The sequence below is a fragment of the Pseudomonas sp. NPDC090233 genome, assembly GCF_044772285.1.
In the GTDB taxonomy this organism is placed as follows: domain Bacteria; phylum Pseudomonadota; class Gammaproteobacteria; order Pseudomonadales; family Pseudomonadaceae; genus Aquipseudomonas.
Genome location: NZ_JBIVYQ010000005.1, coordinates 340,705 through 362,124 on the forward strand (window position 1 = coordinate 340,705; position 21,420 = coordinate 362,124).

Genomic DNA, 21,420 nt, shown 5'->3' on the forward strand with positions numbered 1-21,420 from the left:
CTCATGAACTATCACCGCCTGTACTGCATGGATGTTGGTCAAGGGATGTGTACGTACTTTGAGGAACTGGAACCTGACGGCGCGGGTGGTGAGAAGGTGGTGGCCAATGCACTGTTCGACCTGGGCTCATCGAAGATGAAAAAGCAAGCCGGTGTGCCAACCGTTGACTTTCTCGTCGATCGTATCGAAGCCAATAGTCAGAATGGCAAACCTCATCTGAATGCAGTATTTCTATCCCACAGCGACACCGATCACATTAACTTAATCTCTAATTTATTGACGAAACTCCAAAACCTGTCCATTGGCGAGGTATTTTACAGCGGGCGCAAGGACTGGTATTTCAAGAACGGGAGAAACGTGCTAAACCAATTACAGGAAAAAACAACGGGTGAGTCACGCGTTCAAAAACTCCTCATTGGTGCTACCAGTCTCAGTGCGGAAGACCCAGATGATTGGGAACCGTTATGGGGCACTGAAACTGAAAACGCATTCGCCTATGTTATCGCTTGCAACACCCTTCGCGGCGAACCTATCAAAAAGGGCGAAGAAGCGAGTCTACTCACTTCCAAGCCTGATGGCGATGCAGCGAACGCGACATCGCTCTGCATCTATCTGAAAATGTTCAACATTGGCGCGGTGATACTTGGCGACGCCACCTATACGACCTTTCAATTCATAGGGACTGAATTGAGTGACAAAAATATCTGGCTCACCGAGTCTTTCATGATTCAAGCGCCACACCATGGTAGTCGGAAGACAACTTTTGACGCAGGCCCAAACGATGCCGTTAGTAAGCAAAACTCACAGGTCATCGACAATGTCGCATTTTTGCTCAATGGATCATCCGTCGTCGCTAGCGCAGGCAACAAACACACTCACCCATCCTTGGAGACCCTCAATTACTTCCTGAAGTATTCCTATAAGGGCCACCCCTGGTGGAAAGAAGAAATCCTCGGCGACGGGCACTTCGTAACAACCTATATAGACATACCACTATACATTCTCGGGCTGGCACCTAATGACTATGTAACCTATCAGACCTCCGAAAACCTCTATACCACTCAATACCGTTTTGAACCCATAAAAAATCACGGCTTTATATCGGATATAAGTTTCAAATACCCCCCTTATGAAGAAGTTACGCTTATTCCGCAAGGTCCTTTCGCCGAAGGTATGAACTGGATCTACAAGGTCGATCAGCACTCCACTTCGGACGAGGTTGATCTTCAAGGGGTGCCCCACTTTCGCCTGCCAAAAAAAACCGAAAGCCTGATTGCCCTGTTTGACTCCGCCCCTGGGCAAGTCATGGACCAGGCCGGCGTGCCTGAGCCACCATTCCCGCCTCCCCCTAGTACGGTGACCGCGCGAGCACCAGCACGAGCTCAACGCCAATTACGGCGCCTGACCCACCGCACCTGACCCCTCTGCCGCTCGAGGTACGCCATGTCTGTTTCGAACGTATACCAAGCGCTGAACAACGTAATGCAAGACGGGGCCATCGACCTTTGGGGCGCTTCGTCTGAGCCGGCACTAGCACCTCTGCGCGGCGTACTCGGATTGTTCGGTATCACGGCTACGTATCCGCTGTCGTCGGCCAGCCTGACACAGGGGCACGACGAGGTAACCCTGCGTGGTGTTGGCCTCTTCGGCCAGCCCGGTGACCCGCAGGGCATGCGCTTTCCAGTGAATGGCACGCTTATTTACACCGAGCATGAAGGCGACACCGGCGTCTTCCAGCTGAGCCTCAGCAACAGCTCGCCAAACTGGACCTTCTCTGAGTTCTTCAACCCGCAGTACCTGCCGCAAAGCCAGATCAAGGAAGACGATGGCGTCGGTACCGCGACCTGGAAGCCCTCGTTCCTGCAAGGTCTGGCGCTGGAGGCAGTGGTGTTCGAAGCCGACAGCAAAACAGACGCCAGTCTGCAGCTCTCTGGGCGACTACCAGAAAATCCACTGTTCGGTCCGGCCTTGGACATGCTCGCCCCCTGGCCGCTAGCGCTCAAAGGCACCCTACGAATGCCAAAGAACTGGACCGATGTGCCGGTCATGGAACTGTTGGCGCGTGCCGCCGGTTCACAGGCGCTGGACATTGCCTCTCCGGACGCTGCCGTCCAGGATTCCGGCGTAGTGCTGTCCAAGCTCGGCCTGAAACTGCTGGTGGTCGACGATCTGGAAGAGGACATTTGGGGGCGGACAGCTTTTTCGGTAATCAATTTCAGCGCTACCGTCTCACTCGGGAAGACCGATGAAGCACTGGTGGCGCAATTGTCCACGCCGCTGCTGCTAGCAGGCTCGCAGTGGAGCCTGACCGCGATGTTTGAGCCTGGGCATGCATCGGTACGCAGCATGGCGCAGTTGACCACGATCTTCGACCTCCCCGCGCTTCCTCTGCCGGATAAGTTCCCACTCATGGAGACCTTTGAGTTCCGCGAGTTGAACATGGTTATCTCAGGCCCGGGCAAGGGTGTCCCCCCGCGGTTGCAGTTCCTTGCGGTGACCATTGGCTCGGACCTTCAGTGGTCGCCGGGGGTACCTTTCGTGACGCTGCATGATCTCGGCACACGTTGGGTCTGGGGCTGGAGCGCCCTGCGCGAAGACGATGGCACGCAGGATCGGTTCGCCGCTACGGTCAACGGTTCAGTGTTCGGCTCCCTGCGCTTTGAGCTTGAGGCAGCCAACGAAAAGAGTGTCGATATCGATGTTTCCATGGGGCTGCCTGACCTTATTATCGACGGACAGATGCGCAACGGCGACAGCATCCCGGTCGGTAAAGCATTCGACCATTTCTTTGGTGCCCCAGGGCCCGCCTTGGGCGGTTTGCATAACGCCAGCGTGACCGAACTGAGCTTCGGTGCCGACCCACTGGCGCAGAACTACGACTGCAATGCCCTGATCGAGTTTAGCGACCGGGAAACTGGCGACCCCATCGAGGACCAAGGCTGGGACATCGACCTTGGGATAATCACCCTGCGTGTGGAACAGGCGGGGTTCTGGGTCCGTGCGCAGAACAATCACATCGCAGGCGGTTTGTCCGGGGTCTTTTCCTTCTTCCCCAACGCCGCGCCGGAGGATTACCAGAGCCCACGCCTGCTGCTCAGTGCCGACCACCCGATGCAGGACGCGGACAACCCCCAAGGCTGGCTGTTCGAGGGGCAGCTCTATCAGGGCACTAGCATCAACCTCACCGAACTGGTCAAGCAGTTCCTCGGCCTGGGCCGGACACCGGCATCGGTGCCCGATCTGGTGGTGGACCGCCTCGACATAAGCTTTGCTACCGGCGACAAGTCCTACGCCCTGGGTGGGCGCATCTCCACACGCTGGACGCCGGAGCTGTTCGACACCGAGTTGAAGATATCGGCAGCTGCCGACATCGATATCAGCCGTTCAGGCACAGCACCGGAAGGTTCGCCTGCCTTGGGGCACCTCAGCGCTGAGTTTGCCATCAACCGCATCGCCGTCGAGGTGGCGCTGGACATCGGTGTGGAGGAGCCGACCTACCTGCTCAAGGTCTGTGTCGATTCGCTGTGGGTCCAAGCCATTACCGCCTGGCGCGGCGAACAGGATAGTCGGCACCAGGTGATATCAGTGCAACTGGGCGGGACCACCTTGGGCGACATGCTGGAATACCTGGTCAACCTCGCGGCGCCGACCCAGGGCTTTGAGCTGGACTCACCGTGGGACGTACTCAAACAAATCGAACTGTCACGCTTCAACTTGATCCTCGACCCGACAAGCAATACGGTGGAGTTCGTCTACCGCGCCCAGGTCGACCTGAAATTCGCCAACCTGACGGCCATTGGTGTGCGCTACAGCAGGGGTGGCGCCGGCAAGGTGGAGCTGATTCTCGAAGGCTCGCTACTGGGCAAGTCCTACACAGGTGACGGTGCCCTGGCCTGGGACGTGATCAATGACCCGCCGCCTGCGGTGCCCGGCACCGCTTCGGCGCTGGCTGAACTACGTTATCTGGGCCTCGGTCAGCACATCCGCCTGCAAAATCCGGTGAACAGTGTCGCTGGCAACCTCGCCTTGCTCAAGCAGTTGATGCTCCCGGTGCAACACCCGGAACAGTTGCCGGGCAAGACCGGCGACATCGCCTTCAGCGCCGACAGCCAATGGCTGATTGGCCTGGATATTGGCCTGATGGGTGGCACCGTCGATCTGGGGCTACTGTTTAATGACCCGATACTCTACGGTCTCTCGCTGGGCCTCGGTGGTGAGAAGGCCGGCAGCCTTGCCGGGCTGCGGTTTGAAATCCTGTACAAGAAAGTCTCCGAAAATGTGGGCGTGTTCCGTGTCGAGCTTCGTGTCCCGGAAGCTTATCGCACCCTGCAGTTCGGGGTCGCCTCGCTGACATTGGGCACGGTGGTGATCGAGGTTTACACCAACGGCAACTTCAAAGTGGACCTGGGCTTCCCCTACGACCAGGACTTCGATCGCGGCTTCTCGATGGAAGTCGAAATTTTCATCGGTCGTGGTGGGATCTACTTCGGCCTGCTGGACGGGGTCACCTCCAGCCAGGTGCCACGCATCAGCAACGGTACTTTCTCTCCGGTACTTGAGTTGGGAATCGGCTTGGCAGTGGGCGTAGGCCGAGAGATTCGCGAAGGCATCCTCGCTGGCGGCGCCTATGTCGAACTGCAGGCGATTTTCGAGGGGGTACTCGGCTGGTTCAACCCGACCAGCAGCGGGCAAGCACCGGCGCGATACTTCCGGACCCAGGGCATCGCCGCCCTGCACGGAAAGATCTACGGCTACGTGGACTTCAAGGTGATCAAGGTGTCGTTGAGCCTGGAGGCCTTTGCCCAGTTCAGCGCTATCTTCGAAAGCTATCGTCCCGTCGAATTCGCCCTGCGCGTATGGGTAAAGGCCCAGGCGAAAGTGAAAGTCCTGTTCGTCAAGATTTCGTTCAATTTCCGTCTTGAATTGACGCTCGCCTTCAAGATTGGCTCTGTGCAACAGACCCCTTGGATCGTCATCGCCGACAGTAGAGCCAAGGGTTCGCAGAGCGACAATGCCAGACCACACGCCCAGCATAATCCCGCCCAGCGCATTGCCGTGATGACCCAACAGCAGCGCTACAGCGTTGCGGATGCCACATGGGACTGGAACCCGGCACGCATGCTATGGCCTGATGGGAAAATCCGTGAAGCCCTGTTGCATCTGCTGCCAGTCATCTCGCTGAGCAATATCCAGGCGCAATGGCCACAGCAGTCAGCGTCTTGGGCTGCGCCGTTGTACCGTACGGCATTCATCCTTTGCGCCGACTCCGGCGTCCCCCCCGGCGCAGCAACCGCACGCGCTGAAGCGCAACGTTCGGCGCAGTACTACGCCCTGTCGGAGAACGCCGAAGACACCGCTAGCCTTGCCCCGGACCTGTGGGTGCAGGCCGTCCTGCTCTATGCGCTCTATGCCATTCCCGGCGGCCCCAAGAGCGAGTCCGAGTCACTCACTGCCGGCCAACTGGCGCAGCTGGCCACCGCCCTGAATGATCCGCAGGTGGCCAATGACGCCTTCAGCTGGGCGAAACTTGAGATTCTGTTTGAAACCAACCTGCACCTGCTGCTGGCCGCAGATCCCGGCGCCAATCCCAGCGATGTTGGCGGTATGGTCGCCCCGCTGCCGCCAGACCTGACCCGTAGCGGCACCCCAGGGGGCACGGTGGACTTTGCCCGGTTCAACCCGGTGGGACCGCTGTACGAATGGCAGCTGGCGCAGCGCATGGGCCAATACCTGCCGGTGGGCGGCACCAGCGGTCCACGCCCTGAAGCGGATGATCCAGCGACCTACGAGTCTTATCCAACCTTCATCTTCCGCGACTACTGCCTGTTGCTGGCCAAAGCCGCCGTGCAGGAGTCACAGGCGCTGCTGGCCAGCACCACGCTCACGGTCGAGGACAATGGCCAGGGGCTGGGGCAATCGCTGGCGGACCTGGCCGGGCGCATTCCGGCGACCACCCTCGATTACCTGGTGCGTGCAGGTGACAGCGTAGAAAGCATCGCTCAAGCAATCGGTGCCACCCGCAACGAACTGCACTTCCTCAATCCGGACCTGGAAAGCAGACTGGGTGAAGCCCAGGTGGGCAGCCGCGTGGAAGTGAATATCGGCATCGACCCGCAAGCATTGGCCGAAAGTAACGCCAACCTGGCTTTCGACTTGAGCAGCCTCGAATTGGCTGACCTCACCCACCAGGTGGCCGAGGGCCAGAACCTGGATGGTATTGCCAGCCTGTTCCACCTGGACAATACCAGCGTACTGTTCAGCTGCGCTGAGGGCGATACCGGGCTAGGCGCTTCGCGTTCGCTGCTCGCCCCCGCTGTGCCATTCGACTTGCCCGCGCGTGCATGGAGAGAGGGTCCGGACAACATTCTGGTAGCCGCAGCAACCGCCTACGTTCGTTATAAAGAACCGCAACTGCCCCAGGCGCACTGGTATGCCACAGCGGTGTTCGATATCAATCACGATCTGATATCAAGCCTGACCAGCGATAACACCAGCACCGACAACCAGGAACTGCCGCCAGGCCATACATTGTCAGTGCCACAAGCGTTCAACGCAGCTACGCCGATTACTTCCTACATCACTCAACCTGGAGACACGCTGGCCTATATCGCCGCGACCCTGACACTGGCTCAGGATTATCGAGGCGACTCACCGCCGCAAGCACCCGACTGGCAAGAGTTCCTTGCCTCGGTGAGCCCCGGCGATCCGGGTAACTGGAACCTCCCAGCAACCCACGACTTGCTGACCGGGCATGGCATAAGCCTTGAAGCCTTGGCTCGCCGCCTACTGCTGGACGTGAGCTGGACCGCCGCCAATGACAACCCGGCCCAAGGCCGCTGGGACTATGACTGGCCTGCAATTCTCACCTGGGCAGGCCCCGCGCACATCCTTGCGGTACTGGCAGTGGTGCCAGTGCCTGTGGCCCACGTCCAGGCCGGCGAAGATCAACCCTTGACCTTTAACCACCTTGCCAACACTTACGGCCTGAGCATAGCCGACGCAGCCCAGCGACTGGCGAAGATCGCCGGGGTGTATGCCATCGGCAAGCAACTGACAGTCAAGGATGTACCGGCGACCACGGTGATGCAGTTGCTCAACGATATCTGCGGCGGGGAGGCATTGCCGCGTATTGTCAACCAGGGCTCGCGCTCGTTGATGGCTGGCCTGCGCGTGCCAATACCGGTGGCCGAAACTGATCACACCGAGGCCGACCCGGAACAACTTGCGCCGCTTTACGACATGACTGGCCAGCAATTTGATCTGGCAGTTGACAGCACGCCGCAGAAGGCTGACGAGAATGCTTTGGAAATGACCCTGACCAGCCAGAGTCCCTGGGTCCGGCTGGTGGACAGCACGGTGTCAGACGGAATGCATCCCGTCGCCAGCAGCTTCCTGCGCCGCGCTGCCGCCCCTGCCGGCATGGTGATCCCACGGCGCTGGTTGATAACTTGACCTATCGCTACAGCAACGCACAGATCATCGCCATGGCGCCAGCAGCCGTCGTGTCCCAGGGTGCCAATCCTGTAGCCATGCCAGTGGCTGGCCAGACGCCAAGAGCCCATGTCCTGGGCCAGCGCATCGTCCTGCAAACGCCTATGGCGTTGCCGATTCCGGGAATGGACACGCCCCCACTCGGCGCTCAGCCAACGCTATGGCCCCTACCGGCGGATATGCGAATCATAGCCCGTACGCATCCGGACTGGGCCTATGACCTGCTGACCACCGCACAAGGCGCCAGTAACCGCGACTCGGTGACCGTACGCAACGCCACCTGGGGATGCCGAGTTTCCATTACCGTGAAACAGATCAATGACGCCCTGACACTGTTCGCTTTGCAAGGCGTGGATGCAGACGAGCGTTCGACCCTGCTGGCGCTGCGTAGATGGTTGAGCACCCCTGGCGCCAATGGCACCCGTGCCATGATGCTCGCACGTCCAGCGCCGAATGCCGACAATGCCGCCGGTTTGATCGTGCTGAACGGCGAGCCACAGCACACCTGGTTGATCCAGACCAACCTGTCAAAGCAAAGCGTACCGAGCTCGCAGGAACAACCGGCTGCCTCGCTGGAACAACTTGAACGTTTCATTGCCCTGCTCTGGGAAGGCAGCGTGGTCGGCGGTGTCGGCTACACCTTGGGCCTGGAAGCCGGCCTGCACGCCAGTGCACTGAACGCCGAGGGGGTCGCCGTCATCGACCTGCTGGTGATCGCCGGTACTCAAAAGGACCCTGCCCCTGAAGGGCGGACACTGTTGCCTTTCAACAACTGCGCTCTGATCGCCCCAGGGCTGGACGCCACCATCGACACCCTGTTCGCCGAAGACCACAACGAAGACGACATGATCCCCCAGGCCCTGTTGCCTGCGGGTTGCGCTGGTTTTAGCCTGACTTTCCAGGCACCGCCTGATGAAGCTATCCATGACCCCTCTTTGCGGGCCCGCCACCTGTTCAGTCTGGTCGGTGCGGACATCCTACCCAGCGACGATTCGCCGTATTCCCTACCGGCTTCAGGCATGCCGACACCGCCGACGCCCACCGAGAACGACTCGCAACCGGCCTGGAAACGCCAACGACTTATCCGACGAGGCTTGCTGCCGGACCCACGCGAAGCATTGGATGCCGATCCGTACTGGCTCTATGAGCAGGTCTTGCCGCTATACCGCTTCGCCACCACCACAACGCTGCCCGATGTGGCTGGCCTGCCGGCGCCGGAGACAGATCCTTATCGCGGCTTCGGCTGGGCGCAGAACCTGCCCAACGCTCGGGTCGACCTAAGCTTCCACGACATACTGGGCAACCAGAGCCAGTCATCCGCAGGCCAAGGCCAGGTCAACCTGCCTGTTGGCTACTCCGATCCGCTGCTGGGTGTCAGCGATTGGCCGGCCCTGGCATACAGCTACACAGTGGCCGCCAACGATGACCAGGCTCACCTGGTCATCACGCTGGAACCGCGCCCATCCACGGCCATGCCCTCACCCAGCCAGGCCGGCAATGCCGCCGTACTGACCTCCATGCGCCAAGCCGAGGCCTATACCAAGGCCTACTATCAATTGGGCCAACAGCTCACGGTGCAGGTGTTTAGCACACTCACCGACCTGCAGATTGTCGACCCGCAACTGCTGTGGCGATTCGCTGCCGCCGCGCAGGCCTTCAACGCCAGTGCCGGGTATTTCAGCGCTGCACACGCGCCCGAGGGTGCCACGCTGGGCTCATTGAAGCAGGACTTTGGCCTGCGCAACACCGAAATGGTCCTGGCCAACATCGATACCCCAATGCACGCATTGTTCGGTGAGACTGCTGTGTTGAAGGTGCCCGCTTACGCCGTGGTTGCCGAGAGCGACAATGCTGAGACAATTGCCGGCGCCAACCGCCCTACCGGCTGGCCCAGCATCAGCGCGAAAGACTTGCTGTCTGCACCGCAGAATGGTGCCCTGCCCTTGCGCGCGGGGGCGGTGCTTGCGGTATCGCCGCCGCGAGTGATTAATACAACCGACGGCAGGGCCAGCCTGGCAAGCCTGGCCAATGCCCTTGGCACCCTTGCCGAGTTGCTGGCCAGCGACAACGCTTCGGAAACCATTCTCACCCCGATGTTCGTCTTCTCGATGGAGGTTTCGGCCGGACAACAGGTATCAGTGACGGTCACCGCCGCAGATGCACCTCAGCCTGTCCGCTCCCTGGCGCAGGTGTGCAGCGCGTTCGCCGCACAGGGGGTCAATGTCACGCCAGCGCAACTGGGGCAACAACACCAGACCCTGCCTGGAATATTCCAGGCCAGTCAAACAATCTCCAGCAACGTCTGGGTGGCCGGCCAGACCGATACTCTGGCCCAAAATAGCAGTGGTCTGGGTCAAGCCGAACTGGCAGCGCTCAACACTGGCACGGTAAATCTGTTCGACATGGGTACGTTGCTCTACCTGGGTGATTTCCACCAAGAAGGCGGTATCACGGCTGATGGCGCGCAAACCCTAGGTGTGTTCGCCGACGCCTATGCCTGCCCGCCGGAGCTGCTACTGGACGCCAACCCGGACCTGCCGTTGCCAGCCGACACCGCCTTCAACTTACCCGGACGAGTAGCCTGGCCAACCTCGGAGGAGGCCGTGCGCATTCCCTACACGGTTCGCAGCGGCGACACCCTCAATGGCATCGCCCCGCGCTTCGACTGGGGCAACCCCAAACCCGCCTTGGCTCTCGCAGATGCCAACCTGAACATGCCTAAGCTGGTAGCTGGCGGTGTGACGTTGAGCATCACAGTAGCTGGTCAGCCTTACAGCATCACCACTGACGACGCCGGCCAAAGCCTTGCGCAGACTGTCGCGCAGGTTCACGATCTGGTGCCCGCAGTGACATTGCTCGATGTACTGAACAGCATCGGCGACGACAGTAAGGTGTTGACCTGCGGCGCTCTGCTGATCTGTCCAGCTGCATTGTTGGCCAGCGCCACCTCACCGGCAGAGATTGCCAGCCTGCTGGGCGTTAGCGCAGGCGCCTTCGCCCAGGCCAATGCGGGTGTGCCGAATTTGCTCAACGTTGGGGTCACGCTGGCCGCGCCGCACTCTGATGTGCATATCGCAACCCGCGCCAACGACTGCCTCAACAGCCTTGTCGTGCGCTTTGCCGATCTGGGCGTGCAAACCAGTGTCAAGGATCTCGTGGAAGCCCCGAGCAATACTCACGCCCTGCTGTTCGCAGCTCAAGCGCGCGCACTGGTACCACCGGCAACGGCATCGATCAGCGTGCCCATCAGTACCCAAAGCGAAAATCCTGGGCCAGCTTTCCCGCTCCTGGTGATACTGCAGCTGATCCGACCAGAGGCGTTGCTCCACCCGGAGTTCACTCAGTTCGGCGCTGGCGTGATGACGGCCCACAGTCTGATTCCGGCCCCGCACATGTCGGATAGCGAAGGTGGCGACCTGGCCTTCAATCGCTTTGTTGCTGCCCTGCGCGAGCACATACCGCACTTGCGGATCGCTAGCGGTCCCGTCCAGGACACCAACACTGACCTCTGGGCAGTGGATTTCGGCCCGAATGGCATCAGCAGCCTGCAAATCGCCGGCACTACGACAGTACCCGGTGCACCGGGGCCACAACCTCGTTTCTTTGCGCTAACCCCACTTTACAAAAATCTGGTCAGCCGCCACGCGCTGACCCTTCACACCCTGCTGCCTGACGGTACCTTGGCGCCGAGCGCCAGTGCACGTCATTTCCAGGGTGTCGACGTCTGGCCTTGGGCCGAGCGCTTCCTCCTGGACCTGGACCGCATGCTCAACGCCCTGAATGCTGCTGCCTTGTACCGCAGCCCGGACTGCCGACAGACACTCAGCGACCTTCTGGCAGTCAAGCGCCGGCTGGCGGCGGCGATTCCCTTAGGCCTGGCGCCATTGCTGGATATCGACGACGCGGATGCCATCGCTGGTCAGGCACAGGCCGCCACAACCCTGGAGCAACACCTGGACGTCAGCCTTTCCCAGGCCTGGAGTGCCTCGACCCTGGTGCAACTGAACCGTACCATCACCTCGCCCTGGCCACCCCAACTGCGGCCAGCCAACCTGTATGGCGCAGTCAACGTCATCGGTGTCAGCGAGGACCGTTCCTGGAGCATGACCACAGGTAAATGCTGGTTGAACGACTTTTCTCCCTTTATCACCTTGCCATTAACCCTGGTCGCCCCCGCCAACCAACGTGCAGTCACCGCCGATCTGGCATTCGGCATCACCCACATGGAGATCAACATCGGCATCGACGGCATGCCGGATGGCTATCCAGCATCGGACTGGTTGACCTTCATACCGCCACTCACAGGGGACAATCTGCCCTCGTCACTCTCCACCGATCTGGGTAAGGTTTCGATGCCTGTTCCACTCAGAACCTTCCCTGTACTGCCGAAAGTCATCGAACAGCGCGCCAGCGCCAGCGCACTGAGCGCACAGCAGCGGGAAATTCAGCAACGCCAACGGCTACACCCGCTTAGCCAACATGACAGCTCCGTCACCTTGAAAAGCATGCCTTTGTGGGACTACCGCTTCACCTACACCCATGAGCACGCAGAACAGGATGAGGTCAGCCTGAACCTGCGGTTCAATGTGCATCTCAACGAGGACGCTCTGCGCGCTGCCACAGATGAAGACCTGTTCGTGCAACTGGCGCGCTATATCGAAGTGGCCGATGATCTCTGGAAGATTCTCGACACTCTGTCGAGTGAAGATCTAATGAACGTCACCCAGTGCAATGCGGCCAAGACCTTCCACACCCTGGCCAGTGCAGTCGGCGAATACTGGACGGTGCGCTCGGAAGAACCCGCTGCCAGGCGATGGTCGGCCGCGGAGGGTGATCAGTTTACCTTCCGCGCCCGAGCTACCACCCGCCCCACAGGCCAGGACGGCAACCGTGAGTTCTCCGGCCTGTTCCTCAACGCCGACAGTCAGGAGGTTGCTCCAAGGGGCTTCTGGCCCGAGGTGTCGGTCCTTACACAGGACGGTCAGAGTGTGGAATTGAGTCGATCGAATACCATACCGGGCGAGTCGTACTACGCAGTGCCGGGAGATGTCCATGTTCCAGCCTCTGGGCCGATACTGAGTTTAACCTTTGTCCTCTTGAACCTCGCGCGCTGGCAGAATGCAATTGGCTCGGTCTTGGTTCGGCGTAATCAGAAACTGCTCGGCGACAAGGGCCCGGACACCAACCCGGCCTTCGTATTCCAGACCGACGAAGTGCAAGCGCCCAGCGCGGTAACCCCATTCAACAACTGGGATGAGCGGGTGTCATTGAGCAGCACACCGACTACGCTGAGCGCAGCCTTGCAGGCGGCCTTCGACACGCTGTTCCGCGACCCGCCCAAGAACGGCGGACTGCACGTTACACTTGGTGTGGCTTACGTCTACGAGCTGGCCACGGAGCCTTCGGATTCGCACCATGCACTGGTGGGTGAAACCCCCGTCTGCCTGTACACCAGTCCATCCCTTGATGCCAGTACCGCAGGCCATCTGCAATCGGCCATTGACGACTGGCGCAAGCAGAATGCGCCGCGCAAAGACGGTGGTGAATGGGCGTTCTCGCTGACACTCTACTCTTCCCAGGAAGAGCACCCGCGACCACTGATGTCCATCGCCAACCTCTACTTACCGCTGGCGCTGGAGCAAGGTTAATTTACTTATCGACTGGAATTTGTATCGCTCAGCAGCAAACCGACCACGCCGCCCGCCGTTCACACCACGCTGATTAGCGTGGTGTGAACGGCTTAGAAGTCGCGAGTGTATGGCTGCGAACTTTCCAGCAGCTCTGGCAAATGACTGGTTGGCTTGAGCTAACTGAACCGAAAACGAAAAAAGACGCCGAAGCGTCTTTTTTTGATGGTTTACAGACTTAGATTTAAGGCTGTAGACCTCGATATGGAGCGGGAAACGAGACTCGAACTCGCGACCCCGACCTTGGCAAGGTCGTGCTCTACCAACTGAGCTATTCCCGCATTTGAAGCTTTACCGCTAAACGGCGTGAAGCGCCACGAGGACCTTCACCACCACTGCACCGTGCGAACGCCACAGTATTTAAACTGGAGCGGGAAACGAGACTCGAACTCGCGACCCCGACCTTGGCAAGGTCGTGCTCTACCAACTGAGCTATTCCCGCAATGGCGTCCCCTAGGGGACTCGAACCCCTGTTACCGCCGTGAAAGGGCGGTGTCCTAGGCCACTAGACGAAGGGGACACACAACACTTTTCAGTGCACCCGATATGAACCTCACGATTCAACCTGGATTTTCTTTTCCTGCCCCGCCGCAAGGCGTTGCCGGAGAAACTGGAGCGGGAAACGAGACTCGAACTCGCGACCCCGACCTTGGCAAGGTCGTGCTCTACCAACTGAGCTATTCCCGCAAATGGCGTCCCCTAGGGGACTCGAACCCCTGTTACCGCCGTGAAAGGGCGGTGTCCTAGGCCACTAGACGAAGGGGACACGCTGCAAGCATTTCTGCCAGCTTTCACTCCCTGCCGCGTTTCGCTGTGTGCTTTACGCTGCAAGTGGCGCGCATTCTATGGATGCCTTGAGGGATCGTCAACCCCTTTGTAGAAATTTATTTAAATCAATGACTTCGACACTTCTTTAAGCCACCTACGGCGCTTGCCGATGAATTGGCGTTGATTTTCTGACGGCCCCGACGCAAAGTGCCATCACTCGAGAAATCCAGCGACAGGCCGACAAAGTGCAACAGGGTAGCCAGCCTGGCCGCTCTACACTCAATTAAGCACAACTCTTGATGAGGCATTAACGGTGACACCACTTCTGATCACTCTGCTCATCGTAGCGGGCATCGCGTTGCTGATCGTGATCGGCTACCTCAACAACGTAGTCGAGAACAGCAAGCTGGAACGCGCCCGCCTGAAAATCGAGCTGGCTGACCGCCTGCGCCGCTGCGGCGAAATCACCGAGACCTTCCCTGGGCAGTTCATGACCCCGGCCCTCAAGCTGTTGCTGACCCGCCTGGAGCTCAACCTCAACCAGCGGCAATTGGCACTGGACAAGAACAATGCCGAACTCAAGGCGCGCATCACCGAACTCGAAGCGCTGATCGCCCAAGGTGAACGGATCCCGGTAAACAATGCGCCCAGCCCGATCCAGACCGAGGTCAAGGCCAAGGATGTGCGTTTCCTGCTGGAGGCGCTGCACACCCAGATCGTCAAGGCGACCCAGGAAAACGTCCTGCAAACCAGTGAAGGCAAATACTGGGTCAAGGAAATTCGCCACATGCTGGTGCTGCTGCACATCGAGTTCTTCAATAACCTTGGCCAGCAAGCCTTGCAGCAGGAACAGCCGGGCCAGGCGCGCCTGGCGTTCGAGCGTGGCGTGCAGTACCTGCGCAAACAGCCCGAGCCGAAAGTGTATGAAGAACAGCTGACCTATCTTGAGAAACTCCTGGCACGGGCCAATGCACAGGTGCTGGACAAGATGGAACCGGCCGAGAACGATCAGAACGAACTGACCGAGGGGCTCAAGACCGACGAGGACGAGACCTGGAAGAAGCGCGTGATCTACGATTGATCCGGATACAGAAAGGGGCCAGTAACTGGCCCCTTCTTTATTTCAGCAGTCAGTCAGCTCAAGGAAGACTGCCACCAGACGCTCCAGGCCGCGCTGGTCCGCCTCACTGAAACGCGCCAGCTTCGGACTGTCCAGGTCGAGCACACCGATCAGCCTGCCCTCCTTCACCAGCGGAATCACCAGCTCGCTGTTGGACGCGCTGTCACAGGCGATGTGCCCCGGGAACGCGTGCACGTCCTCGACCCGCTGGGTCTGCCGGGTGGCGGCCGCCGCGCCGCACACGCCGCGGCTGAACGGAATGCGCACACAGGCCACCTGGCCCTGGAACGGGCCGAGCACCAGCTCTTCATTGCGGTTGAGGTAGAACCCCGCCCAGTTCAGGTCGTCCACCTGGTTGTACAAAAACGCCGAAAACTGCGCGGCATTGGCGATGAAGTCGCGCTCGTCGGCAAACAGGGCCTGCACTTGCGCCGCCAGCAGGTCATAGCCGTCGAGGCCCGCGCCACTGGCATTGAGGTCGATCATTTACTTTTGCTCCAACAATTGCAGCCCAACCCAGTAGCGGGCGAACTGATAGGCACAACGGCCATTACGGTTGCCGCGGCCGGTAGCCCAGCGCACGGCGAGGATGTCGAGTGCTTCATCGCGTTGCCAGGCCAGCCCGGCAGGCTGCGCCAGCTGGCCGATCCAGTGCTCGACCACGCTGAGGAAGTGCTCCTGGGTGAAGGGGTAGAACGACAGCCACAGGCCAAAACGGTCGGACAAGGCGATCTTGTCTTCCACCGCTTCGCTGGGGTGCAGCTCGCCATCGACCCGCTTCCAGTTTTCGTTGTCGCTTTCCTTCTCCGGCACCAGGTGGCGGCGGTTGGACGTGGCGTACAGCAGCACGTTGTCCGGCGCCTGCTCCAACGAGCCGTCGAGCACGCTCTTGAGCACCCGGTAATCGCCCTCCCCGGCTTCGAACGAGAGGTCGTCGCAGAACAGGATGAAGCGCTGCGGCAGCTTCTGCAGCTGCTCGACGACGCGCGGCAGGTCGGCCAGGTGATCACGCTCGATCTCGATCAGGCGCAGGCCGGCGCCTGCGTGCTCGGCCAGCAAGGCACGAACCAATGACGATTTACCGGTGCCACGCGAGCCCCAGAGCAAGGCGTGGTTGGCCGGCAGGCCCTTGATGAACTGGTCAGTGTTACGGCCTAGCTGCTCGCGCTGTTTGTCTACGCCGATCAGATCGCTCAGGCGAATATCGAGGCTGACCTGTAGCGGCATCAGGTAACCGGTGCGGCCATCGCGCTGCCAGCGCGCAGCCAGCGTGGTAGACCAGTCGATGTCCGGGCGTGGTGCCGGCAACAAGGGTTCGAGACGCGCTAGCACGGATTCGGCGCGTTCCAGGAAAGCATTCAAGCGAGCGTCCATCAGAACTCCTACTGATTCAGATTCTAGGCTGCTGTGCTGGCTTCTTCGCGGCTAAAGCCGCTCCCACAAGCACAGCGCAGGTCTGGAGGGCAGTGATAAACCTGTAGGCGCGGCTTTAGCCGCGAAGAGGCCAGTACTGACAAATGGGCTGATCGGCTATGCTTGCGCAGCGCAAGGGACGTGAAACCGGCTCGGGACTCATGGATATCAAGTTCACCAATCGCCTGTCATACAAGCAAGCCCGGTTGACAGTCCTGGTCGGCTTCATCCTGGGTACATTGCTCAGTCTCATCCAGATCGGCATCGATTATGCCAGCGAAGACGCATCCATCAACCGCGAAGTGCAGGCGTTGCTGCAAATCAGCCACAATCCGGCCTCACGCATCGCCTACAACATCGACTCTGAGCTGGCGCTGGAACTGACGCGCGGCCTGCTGCAGTCGCCGGCTATCATCCGCGCACGGCTGATCGACAACAACGAAACCGTGCTGGCCGATGTCGAGCGCGCGCCCCTGCACGACCGCTCCCGGCCGCTGAGCGACTTCCTGTTCGGCGAGCAACGCCAGTTCAAGGAGCGCCTGTTCCTCACCCACATGCCCGAGGAATACCTCGGCACGCTGTACCTGGACGTCGATACCTATGCCTTCGGCAGCCGCTTCCTCGACCGCGCCGGGGTCACCCTGCTCAACGGCTTCGCCCGCAGTCTGGTGCTGACTGGCATCCTTCTGGCGCTGTTCTACATGATGCTGACCAAGCCCCTGGTCAACGTGATCGGCGCGCTTAGCGGCCGTGACCCGCGCCAGCCGGGGCAGACACGCCTGGAGTGCCCGCACGGCCACGAGCTGGATGAGATCGGCGTGCTGGTCAAGGTCGCCAACCAGCAGTTCGTCAGCATGGCCACCGAGATCCAGCAGCGGCGCACCGCGGAGAACCGCCTGACGCAGTACCTCAACGAGCTGGAAGACATCGTCTCGGCCCGCACCGAGGAACTCAAGGCCAGCAACAGCCGCCTCAGCCAATCCAACCAGGAACTGGTCGAAGCACGCCAGCGCGCCCTGGACATGGCCCAGGCGCGCGCGGCGTTCCTGGCCAATATGAGCCATGAAATCCGCACCCCGCTCAACGGCATGCTCGGCATGATCGCCCTGGCCCTGGACAGCCCGCTGGCCAGCGAGCAGCGCCAGCAACTGTCGATCGCCCACGACTCGGGCAAGGTGCTGGTGGAACTGCTCAACGATATCCTCGACCTGTCCAAGTTCGACGCAGGGCAACTGGAGCTCGAACGTATCGCCTTCGACATGGGCGCGATGGTCGAGGACACCGCCAACCTGCTGTCACAGAACGCCGCGCAAAGCGTCGAACTGACCTGCCTGATCGCCAGCGACTTCCCCAGCACCGTGCTGGGCGACCCAACCCGGGTGCGCCAGGTGGTCAGCAACCTGTTGTCCAACGCCCTCAAGTTCACCCGCTTCGGCCGTGTCGACATTCGCCTGGCACGCATCGTCGGCGGCGTACGCCTGGAAGTGCGCGATACCGGTATCGGCATCCCCGAGGACGCCCAGGCGCGGATCTTCCAACCGTTTACCCAGGCGGGCGCCGGTATCACGCGCCAGTATGGCGGTACCGGACTGGGCCTGGCCCTGACCCGCAACCTCTGCAAAGCCATGCAGGGCCATCTGCACATCCGCTCCGAACCCGGTTTTGGCAGCCGTTTCAGCGCAGAATTGCCGCTGACCACCCACACCGAGGCCATTTCACCTGCCCCCCTGCACGGGCGAATCGTGGCTCTGAGCAACGCGGGTAGCGGCCTGTGTGAGCTGCTGCAGGATCTGCTGCCCGGCTGGGGGCTGGCGTTTCAAGCGTTCGACAGCGCTGAGGAACTAGATGGCCGTGCGATCGACCTGCTGATCACCGACGATCTCGACCACCTGTTCCAGCTGCGCCCAGCACTCAAGGCGCCGATCTTGCTGGTGACGGCCTACGGCAACTTCCTGCCGACGGAGCAGTCAGCGCTGCTCGCGCCACTGCATCAACTGGCCCGCCCGCTGGCGCGCAACGCGCTGTACCAGACGTTGCGCCGCACCCTGCAAGGGCAGGCCCCGGAACATCCACTGGCGACCCCTACCCTGACCACCACCAATGGCCGCGCACGCATCCTGCTGGTGGAGGACAACCCGGTAAACCAGCTGGTGGCCAAAGGCATGCTGGCCAAGCTCGGTTGCCAGGTGCAACTCGCCACCCAAGGCGCCGAAGCGCTGGAGTGGCTGGAGCAGGAAGCGTTCGACATGGTGCTGATGGACTGCAACATGCCGGTGATGGACGGCTACGAAGCCAGCCGCCGCATCCGCCAGAGTGGCCGCTGGCCCGAGCTGCCGATCGTCGCCCTGACCGCCAACGCCATGCCCGAAGAGCGCGAACGCTGCCGGGCGGCGGGCATGAACGACTACCTGGCCAAGCCGTTTCGCCGTGAAGAGCTGTTGGCGCTGATCGACCACTGGGTGCCGCTTAGCGGCTGAGCAGGCGCTCGATATCGGCCTCCAGGGCCTGGGGCTTGGTGGTCGGGGCGTAACGCACGACCTTGCCACTGGCCGGGTCGACCAGGAACTTGGTGAAGTTCCACTTGATCTTCTGCGACCCCAACAGGCCCGGGGCGCGCTGCTTGAGCTCGACGAACAGTGGATGAGTACCGGGGCCGTTGACCTCGATCTTGCGAAACAGCGGGAAGCTCACGCCGAAATTGCGTTCGCAGAACTGCGCGATTTCCCGCGCATCACCCGGCTCCTGCTTGCCGAACTGGTTGCAGGGAAAGCCCAGCACTACCAGGCCACGCTCGCGGTAGTCCTGCCACAACTGCTCCAGGCCCTTGTACTGAGGGGTGAAGCCGCACTGGCTGGCGGTGTTGACCACCAGCAGCGCCTTGCCGGTGAAATCGCCGAGCACCTTGTGCTCGCCGCCCAGGGTCACGCAGGGGATGTCCAGCATCGATCCAGCCATCTCAGGCTCCGTCATTCGGTTTGAAGTCCAGGCACACCGAGTTGATGCAGTAGCGCAGCCCGGTCGGAGGTGGGCCGTCAGGGAAAACGTGGCCCAGGTGGGCGTCGCACTGGGCGCAGGTGACCTCGGTGCGGATCATGCCGTGGGTAGTGTCGCGAATCTCGATCATCGCGCTTTCCTCGATGGGTGCGTAGAAGCTCGGCCAGCCGCAACCGGAATCGAACTTGGTGGCTGAATCGAACAGCGGCAAGCCGCAGCAGATGCAGGTGTAGACGCCTGCACGCTTTTCACTGTTGTACTTGCCGGTGAACGGCCGTTCGGTGCCCTTCAGGCGGCACACCTGGTACTGCGCCGGGTCGAGCATTGCGCGCCATTCTTCCAGGGTTTTGTCGATCTTTTGCATGTAGGGACCTCGGCAGGCTGAATTTCACCTCGCGCCGTCTTTTCCCTGGCGCGGGTGGCACGTATATTAGTTGGCTTCGTGTGCACGGGCTCCAAGTCTGGCACCCGCTTGCTGCCCTTTCAAACCTTTCGAACGGGGCGCAGCGCGTATTCTCAACCGGGACCACATCATGCAGTTCAGCAAATCGAACAAGCTCGCCAATGTCTGCTACGACATTCGCGGCCCAGTGCTCAAGCACGCCAAACGCCTGGAAGAGGAAGGCCACCGCATCCTCAAGCTGAACATCGGCAACCCGGCGCCGTTTGGCTTCGAAGCGCCGGACGAAATCCTCCAGGATGTGATCCGCAACTTGCCGACCGCCCAGGGCTACAGCGACTCCAAAGGCCTGTTCAGCGCGCGCAAGGCAGTAATGCAGTACTGCCAGCAGAAAGAAATCGAAGGCGTCACCATCGAGGACATCTACCTCGGCAACGGCGTCTCCGAACTGATCGTCATGTCGATGCAGGCGCTGCTCAACAACGGCGACGAAGTGCTGATCCCGGCCCCGGACTACCCCCTGTGGACCGCCGCCGTGAGCCTGGCCGGCGGCAAGCCGGTGCACTACCTGTGCGACGAGCAGGCTGACTGGTTCCCTGACCTTGAAGACATCAAGGCCAAGATCACCCCGAACACCAAGGCCCTGGTGATCATCAACCCGAACAACCCGACCGGTGCCGTTTATTCCAAAGAGCTGCTGCTGGGCATGCTGGAGCTGGCACGCCAGCACAACCTGGTGGTGTTCTCCGACGAGATCTACGACAAGATCCTCTACGACGAAGCCGTGCACATCAGCACCGCTTCGCTGGCCCCGGACCTGCTGTGCCTGACCTTCAACGGCCTGTCCAAGTCGTACCGAGTGGCGGGGTTCCGCTCCGGCTGGCTGATCATCTCCGGGCCCAAGCACCACGCCCAGAGCTACATCGAAGGCATCGACATGCTGGCCAACATGCGCCTGTGCGCCAACGTGCCGGCCCAGCATGCCATCCAGACCGCCCTGGGCGGCTACCAGAGCATCAACGACCTGGTGCTGCCGCCGGGCCGCCTGCTGGAGCAGCGCAACCGTACTTATGAACTGCTCAACGCCATCCCGGGCGTCAGCTGCGTCAAGCCGATGGGCGCGCTGTATGCCTTCCCGCGGATCGACCCGAAGGTCTGCCCGATCCTCAACGACGAAAAGTTCGCGCTGGACCTGCTGCTGTCGGAAAAATTGCTGATCGTTCAGGGCACGGCGTTCAACTGGCCGTGGCCGGACCACTTCCGCGTGGTGACCTTGCCGCGGGTCGATGACCTGGAGCAGGCGATTGGGCGGATTGGGAATTTCCTCAAAGGTTATTCGCAATAAACCACTGCCTTGGGAGGGCGCATTGCGCCCTCCTACACACCTCACACAATGTTTCTTACATCCTGCAATGCTCTACCTCACAGCCCCCGCTGGATCCTCTGCCATACTCCGCCGTACACAGTTTGAAATAGTCGCCTGATTGAATCCGAGCGATCAGCCCCTTATATACCCCGCATACGCAACACACTCATCCGTCAGGAGA

At 60.6% G+C, this 21,420-nt stretch carries 10 protein-coding genes and 5 tRNA genes; 6 read left to right on the forward strand and 9 right to left on the reverse strand.

Going from position 1 to position 21,420, the window contains the following annotated elements:
• The first annotated feature begins 3 nt into the window (after window positions 1-3).
• The 3 genes from ACIQUF_RS16115 to ACIQUF_RS16125 are packed head-to-tail and all read left to right on the forward strand — an operon-like array spanning window position 4 to window position 13,139.
• Entirely contained in the window at window positions 4-1,419 is a 1,416-nt protein-coding gene (locus ACIQUF_RS16115; protein ID WP_403133085.1) for a hypothetical protein, read from the forward strand.
• Window positions 1,420-1,443: 24 nt separating this feature from the next.
• Window positions 1,444-7,452 carry a hypothetical protein gene (locus ACIQUF_RS16120; protein WP_403133088.1) on the forward strand — a complete coding sequence of 2,003 codons (6,009 nt, stop codon included), beginning with the start codon at window positions 1,444-1,446 and terminating at the stop codon, window positions 7,450-7,452.
• Window positions 7,449-13,139 carry a LysM peptidoglycan-binding domain-containing protein gene (locus ACIQUF_RS16125; protein WP_403133090.1) on the forward strand — a complete coding sequence of 1,897 codons (5,691 nt, stop codon included), beginning with the start codon at window positions 7,449-7,451 and terminating at the stop codon, window positions 13,137-13,139. Before ACIQUF_RS16120 ends, ACIQUF_RS16125 begins: the two co-directional genes overlap by 4 nt.
• A 244-nt stretch (window positions 13,140-13,383) precedes the next feature.
• Here the strand turns inward: ACIQUF_RS16125 and ACIQUF_RS16130 are convergent.
• The 5 genes from ACIQUF_RS16130 to ACIQUF_RS16150 all read right to left on the reverse strand — a co-directional run bounded on the left by ACIQUF_RS16130 (window position 13,384) and on the right by ACIQUF_RS16150 (window position 13,944).
• Window positions 13,384-13,459, reverse strand: a tRNA-Gly gene (locus tag ACIQUF_RS16130).
• Window positions 13,460-13,544: 85 nt separating this feature from the next.
• Window positions 13,545-13,620 (reverse strand) — tRNA-Gly (locus ACIQUF_RS16135).
• 2 nt (window positions 13,621-13,622) lie between these two features.
• Window positions 13,623-13,698 (reverse strand) — tRNA-Glu (locus tag ACIQUF_RS16140).
• A 91-nt stretch (window positions 13,699-13,789) separates the two neighbouring features.
• A tRNA-Gly gene (locus tag ACIQUF_RS16145) sits at window positions 13,790-13,865 on the reverse strand.
• Window positions 13,866-13,868: 3 nt separating this feature from the next.
• Window positions 13,869-13,944, reverse strand: a tRNA-Glu gene (locus ACIQUF_RS16150).
• A 315-nt stretch (window positions 13,945-14,259) separates the two neighbouring features.
• Between ACIQUF_RS16150 and ACIQUF_RS16155 the strand changes: the two genes are divergently transcribed.
• Window positions 14,260-15,027: a hypothetical protein gene (locus tag ACIQUF_RS16155; RefSeq protein ID WP_403133093.1), complete on the forward strand. Its 768-nt coding sequence runs from the start codon at window positions 14,260-14,262 to the stop codon at window positions 15,025-15,027.
• Window positions 15,028-15,069: 42 nt separating this feature from the next.
• Here ACIQUF_RS16155 and ACIQUF_RS16160 read toward each other — a convergent pair whose 3' ends face one another.
• Window positions 15,070-15,552 carry a GAF domain-containing protein gene (locus ACIQUF_RS16160; protein WP_403133096.1) on the reverse strand — a complete coding sequence of 161 codons (483 nt, stop codon included), beginning with the start codon at window positions 15,550-15,552 and terminating at the stop codon, window positions 15,070-15,072.
• Window positions 15,553-16,440 (reverse strand): ATP-binding protein, encoded by an 888-nt coding sequence (locus ACIQUF_RS16165; protein WP_403133098.1) that lies wholly within the window; start codon window positions 16,438-16,440, stop codon window positions 15,553-15,555. It abuts the gene before it with no gap.
• A gap of 158 nt (window positions 16,441-16,598) precedes the next feature.
• On the opposite strand from ACIQUF_RS16165, the gene ACIQUF_RS16170 reads away from it, so the two are divergent.
• Window positions 16,599-18,956 carry a response regulator gene (locus ACIQUF_RS16170; RefSeq protein WP_403133100.1) on the forward strand — a complete coding sequence of 786 codons (2,358 nt, stop codon included), beginning with the start codon at window positions 16,599-16,601 and terminating at the stop codon, window positions 18,954-18,956.
• On the opposite strand, the gene ACIQUF_RS16175 is transcribed toward ACIQUF_RS16170, so the two are convergent.
• Window positions 18,946-19,434, reverse strand: coding sequence for a glutathione peroxidase (locus ACIQUF_RS16175; RefSeq protein ID WP_403133102.1), 489 nt, complete (start codon window positions 19,432-19,434; stop codon window positions 18,946-18,948). The genes ACIQUF_RS16170 and ACIQUF_RS16175 overlap by 11 nt on opposite strands.
• A 1-nt stretch (window position 19,435) precedes the next feature.
• Window positions 19,436-19,837, reverse strand: a complete 402-nt coding sequence (gene msrB / locus ACIQUF_RS16180) for a peptide-methionine (R)-S-oxide reductase MsrB (protein WP_403133104.1) — start codon at window positions 19,835-19,837, stop codon at window positions 19,436-19,438.
• Window positions 19,838-20,006: 169 nt separating this feature from the next.
• Between msrB and ACIQUF_RS16185 the strand changes: the two genes are divergently transcribed.
• Window positions 20,007-21,218 (forward strand): pyridoxal phosphate-dependent aminotransferase, encoded by a 1,212-nt coding sequence (locus ACIQUF_RS16185; RefSeq protein WP_401081380.1) that lies wholly within the window; start codon window positions 20,007-20,009, stop codon window positions 21,216-21,218.
• Window positions 21,219-21,420 lie beyond the last annotated feature (202 nt).